Genomic DNA, 4066 nt, shown 5'->3' on the forward strand with positions numbered 1-4066 from the left:
GCACCCGAGGGGGTGAAGCGCAGCTCCGGGTCGTCGACGAGGTTGCCGACCACGGTGATGTTGGTCTCGCCTGCCATGTCAGGTCTCCCTTGGATCCAGAAGTGATGTCGTGGCCATCATTGCTGTGGCCACTGACATCGGGAAGTGGTCATCCACAACCCGTCAGGCGACGGGGCGGAGGACCTTCGTGCGCAGGATCGACTCGTTCAGCGTGAGCTGGCGGTCGAACTCCTTGACCGTGGCGGGCTCGGCGGTCAGGTTGATGACCACGTAGATCGCCTCGGCGTTCTTCTTGATCTCGTACGCGAGACGGCGGCGTCCCCAGACGTCGACGGACTCGACAGAGCCGCCGTCGTTGCGGATCACGCCGAGGTACTTGTCGAGCGACGGCTCAATGGTGCGCTCGTCGAGGCTCGGGTCGAGGATGACCACAACTTCGTAGTTACGCATAGCGGGTCTCCACCTCCTTCGGACTCAAGGCGGCCACGGACTTTCCGTGGCAGGAGGGCTGTGCGTTCCCGTCCGGAGCGGCAGGGCCGACCGGGCGGGCCGTCTGTGGCCGGACACCGTCGGCGGGCCGGTGGACACAGACCGGGCAAGGCTAGCAGCGGGGCGGGCGCGGACCAGAATCCGTACGGACCCCGATTTCTCGCCTGTGGACGGTTCCTGGCCGGTCCGCGCGGGCCGCCCCACCGCCCTGTGGAGGACCGGTCCGCACGGTCCTCCGGCGGCTAGCGTCGAGGGATGCCGCGCCACTCCTCGGGCACCGTCCTGCCACGCCGCTCCCCAGGCACCGCCGACTCCTCGGTCCTGGCCGGACGGTTCGCGATGCTGGACCAGATCGGCGCCGGCGGCATGGGGTCGGTCTGGCGGGCCGTCGACCTGCGCAGCGGGGAGGTCGTGGCGGTCAAGGTGCTCGGCCACCACACGGGGTCGCTGCTGGCCCGCTTCGTGCGCGAGCAGGCCGTACGCATCCGGCACCCGCACGTGGCCGCCCCCACCGGGTGGGCCGCCGACGACGACGTGGTGCTGCTCTCGATGGACCTGGTCAGCGGCGGCTCCGTCACCGACCTGCTGGCCGAGCACGGCCCGCTGCCGGCGGGGTACGTCGCCCGCCTCGTCGAGCAGGTCCTGCTCGCCCTGGCCGCGGTCCACGGCGCCGGGCTGGTCCACCGCGACCTCAAGCCCTCCAACCTTCTGCTCGAGGCGACCGGCGAGGGCCCACCGCACGTACGCCTGGCGGACTTCGGCGTGGCGGCCGCGGTCGACGACCGTCGCTTCACCACCACTCCGGGCGCCATCGGCACGGACGGCTACATGGCCCCCGAGCAGGAGCAGGGCGCCCCGCCCGAGCCGGTCCAGGACCTGTACGCCCTGGGCCGCGTGGCGTGGCAGCTGGCCACCGGGGTCCCGCCGTCGCGCCAGGACCGCATCCCCTCGCACCCGTTGCGCCCGCTCCTCGAACGGCTCCTGGTGCGTGACCCCGCCCAGCGCGTGCCGAGCGCCGAGGCCGCCCTGCACCTCCTGCGCCGCCTGGAGATCCCGTGGGAGCCCGGGCCACCGGTCCCCGACCGGTTGGGTCCGGCCCCGGCCGGGCCCCGTCGCGGCACCGACTGGGCGGGCTGGCTCGCCGTCGCCGGGTGCACGGCCGCGCTCCTCGGTTGTCTGACCGCACTCCTAGGCTGGTGGCCATGACCTCCTCCACGCCCACCCAGCTCGCCATCGGCGCCCACGTCGACCAGACCGACCCCGTCGGCGAGGCCCTCGCGCGCGGCACCTCGATCGTGCAGATGTTCCTGGGCAGCCCGCAGAGCTACAAGGGACCGGTCGTGGAGTACGCGGGCGGCGCCGAGGCGCTGCGTGCGGCCGCCGAGGAGGCGGGGGTCGACCTGGTCGTGCACGCCCCGTACATCGTCAACGTCGCCACGACCAACAACCGGGTCCGGATCCCCAGCCGCAAGCTGCTGCAGCAGCACATGGACGTCGCGGCCGAGATCGGCGCCAAGGGGCTGGTCGTCCACGGCGGGCACGTCGACAACAAGTCCGACGACCCCGCGGTGCTGGAGAAGGGGTTCGACAACTGGCGCAAGGCGGTCGAGGCGACCGACATCAAGGTGCCCCTGCTGATCGAGAACACCGCCGGCGGCGACCACGCGATGGCCCGCCAGCTCGACCGGATCGCGCGGCTGTGGGACGCGGTCAGCGCCGCCGAGGGGTCCGAGGCCGTGGGCTTCTGCCTCGACACCTGCCACGCGTGGGCGGGCGGCATCCACCTCGGTGACGCCGTCGAGCAGATCCGCGCGATCACCGGGCGCATCGACCTGGTCCACGCCAACGACTCCCGCGACGGCTTCGACTCCGGCGCCGACCGGCACGCCAACTTCGGCGCCGGGCAGCTGCCGCCCGACGAGTTCGTGGCCGTCGTGCGCGAGGCCGGCGCGCCCGTGGTGTGCGAGACGCCCGGCGGGGCCACTGAGCACCTGGCCGACATCGCCTGGCTCCGCGAGCACCTCTGAGCGGGTCGTCCGAACTATTTCGGCCCACGTGGCAACCGATCCGGCTCGCACCGCGTCTGTGCAGGTGTGGAGCCGGGTCGGCGCGGGGGCACGGCCCGGCTCCCGCCCTGTAGCCTCGGCCGGGTGACATCTCCCCTGACCGTCCGGCCGATCACGCCCGCCCAGCACCGCGAGTTCATCGCGTCGAGGGGCTCGGCAAGCTTCCTGCAGACCCCCGGGTGGGCCCAGGTGAAGTCGGAGTGGCGGGCCGAGTCACTCGGCTGGCACCGCGGCGAGGAGATTGTCGGCGCCGCCCTGGTGCTGTACCGCCAGGTCCCCAAGGTCAAGCGCTACCTCGCCTACCTGCCCGAGGGGCCGGTGATCGACTGGTCCGGCGACGACCTGGCCGACTGGCTGGCCCCGATGACCGCGCACCTCAAGAAGCAGGGCGCCTTCGGCGTACGCATCGGGCCCCCGGTCATCACGCGCCGCTGGTCGGCCGAGCAGGTCAAGGCCGGCATCGCCGACGAGTCCGTACGCCGCCTCGGCGATCTCGTCCCGACCGAGCGCTCCCGCGAGGGCGCAACCGTCGTCTCCCAGCTGCGCGAGCTGGGTTGGCAGCCTCAGGCCGTCGAGGGCGGGTTCGCCGCCGGCCAGCCGCAGCACAACTTCGTCATCCCGCTGGTCGACGCCGACGGCACACCGCGTACCGAGGACGACGTCCTCAAGGGGATGAACCAGCTCTGGCGGCGCAACATCAAGAAGGCCGACAAGCTGGGTGTCGAGGTCGTCCGCGGCACCCGCGAGGACCTGCGCGCCTTCCACGACCTGTACGTCCACACCGCCGAGCGCGACCACTTCACCCCCCGCGGCTACCGCTACTTCGAGGTCATGCACGACGCGCTCGTGGCGGAGGACCCCGACCGGTTCCAGGTGTGGCTGGCCCGCCACGAGGGCGACCTGGTGGCGGCCACGATCGCGATCCGCGTCGGCTCCCACGCCTGGTACTCCTACGGCGCGTCCTCGACCGAGAAGCGCGAGGTGCGCGGCTCCAACGCCGTCCAGTGGGCGATGATCCGCGACGCGCTCGCTGCGGGCGCGCACGTCTACGACCTGCGCGGCATCACTGAGACGCTCGACCCCGCCGACCCCCACGTCGGCCTGATCCAGTTCAAGGTCGGCACCGGCGGTGAGGCCATCGAGTACGTCGGCGAGTGGGACCTCCCGCTGAGCCGGCTGATGTACCTCGCCTTCACCGAGTACATGAAGCGCCGCGGCTGAGGGGGCTGGAGCAATGGGTCTGGACCTCACCGTCGACGGCGCCCGCTGGCGGGAGCACCTGCGCGCGACCGCCGCGGCCACCCCGGGGCTCGTCCCAGTGGCCAAGGGCAACGGGTACGGCTTCACGTTGGGCCGCCTCGCGCGCCGCGCCCAGTGGCTCGACGGCCAGTCGGCCAGCACGGGCACCCCGATCGACCTGCTGGCCGTCGGCACGTACGACGAGCTGGGCGAGGTGGTCGACCGGTACGCCGGCGACCTGCTCGTCCTCACCCCGTGGCGCTCCTTCCAGG

4 protein-coding genes and 2 pseudogenes are annotated in these 4066 nt (G+C 72.4%); 4 read left to right on the forward strand and 2 right to left on the reverse strand.

Annotated features, from left to right (window positions below; genetic code table 11):
• A pseudogene (locus ACI379_RS01725) lies at positions 1–77 on the reverse strand (single-stranded DNA-binding protein); the annotation flags it as partial.
• Positions 78–162: 85 nt separating this feature from the next.
• Positions 163–450 (reverse strand): 30S ribosomal protein S6, encoded by a 288-nt coding sequence (gene rpsF, locus ACI379_RS01730; RefSeq protein ID WP_439790333.1) that lies wholly within the window; start codon positions 448–450, stop codon positions 163–165.
• 294 nt (positions 451–744) lie between these two features.
• On the opposite strand from rpsF, the gene ACI379_RS01735 reads away from it, so the two are divergent.
• The 4 genes and pseudogenes from ACI379_RS01735 to ACI379_RS01750 all read left to right on the forward strand — a co-directional run.
• The gene (locus ACI379_RS01735; RefSeq protein ID WP_439790334.1) at positions 745–1695 is read left to right on the forward strand and encodes a serine/threonine-protein kinase; all 951 of its coding nucleotides are present in this window, start codon (positions 745–747) and stop codon (positions 1693–1695) included.
• Entirely contained in the window at positions 1692–2516 is an 825-nt protein-coding gene (locus ACI379_RS01740) for a deoxyribonuclease IV (protein ID WP_439790335.1), read from the forward strand. Before ACI379_RS01735 ends, ACI379_RS01740 begins: the two co-directional genes overlap by 4 nt.
• Before the next feature lie 123 nt (positions 2517–2639).
• A complete protein-coding gene (locus tag ACI379_RS01745; protein WP_439790336.1) occupies positions 2640–3776 on the forward strand; it encodes a lipid II:glycine glycyltransferase FemX in 1137 nt (378 codons plus the stop codon).
• A 13-nt stretch (positions 3777–3789) separates the two neighbouring features.
• Positions 3790–4066: pseudogene (locus ACI379_RS01750) on the forward strand (alanine racemase); the annotation flags it as partial.

Origin of the sequence: Nocardioides sp. (assembly GCF_051876515.1) — a bacterium.
Taxonomy (GTDB): Bacteria; Actinomycetota; Actinomycetes; order Propionibacteriales; family Nocardioidaceae; genus Nocardioides.

Bases quoted from the DNA above. Each gene is read 5' to 3' on its own strand.
- rpsF (WP_439790333.1), bottom strand. From the start codon at position 450: ATGCGTAACTACGAAGTTGTGGTCATCCTCGACCCGAGCCTCGACGAG.
- ACI379_RS01735 (WP_439790334.1), top strand. From the start codon at position 745: ATGCCGCGCCACTCCTCGGGCACCGTCCTGCCACGCCGCTCCCCAGGC.
- ACI379_RS01740 (WP_439790335.1), top strand. From the start codon at position 1,692: ATGACCTCCTCCACGCCCACCCAGCTCGCCATCGGCGCCCACGTCGAC.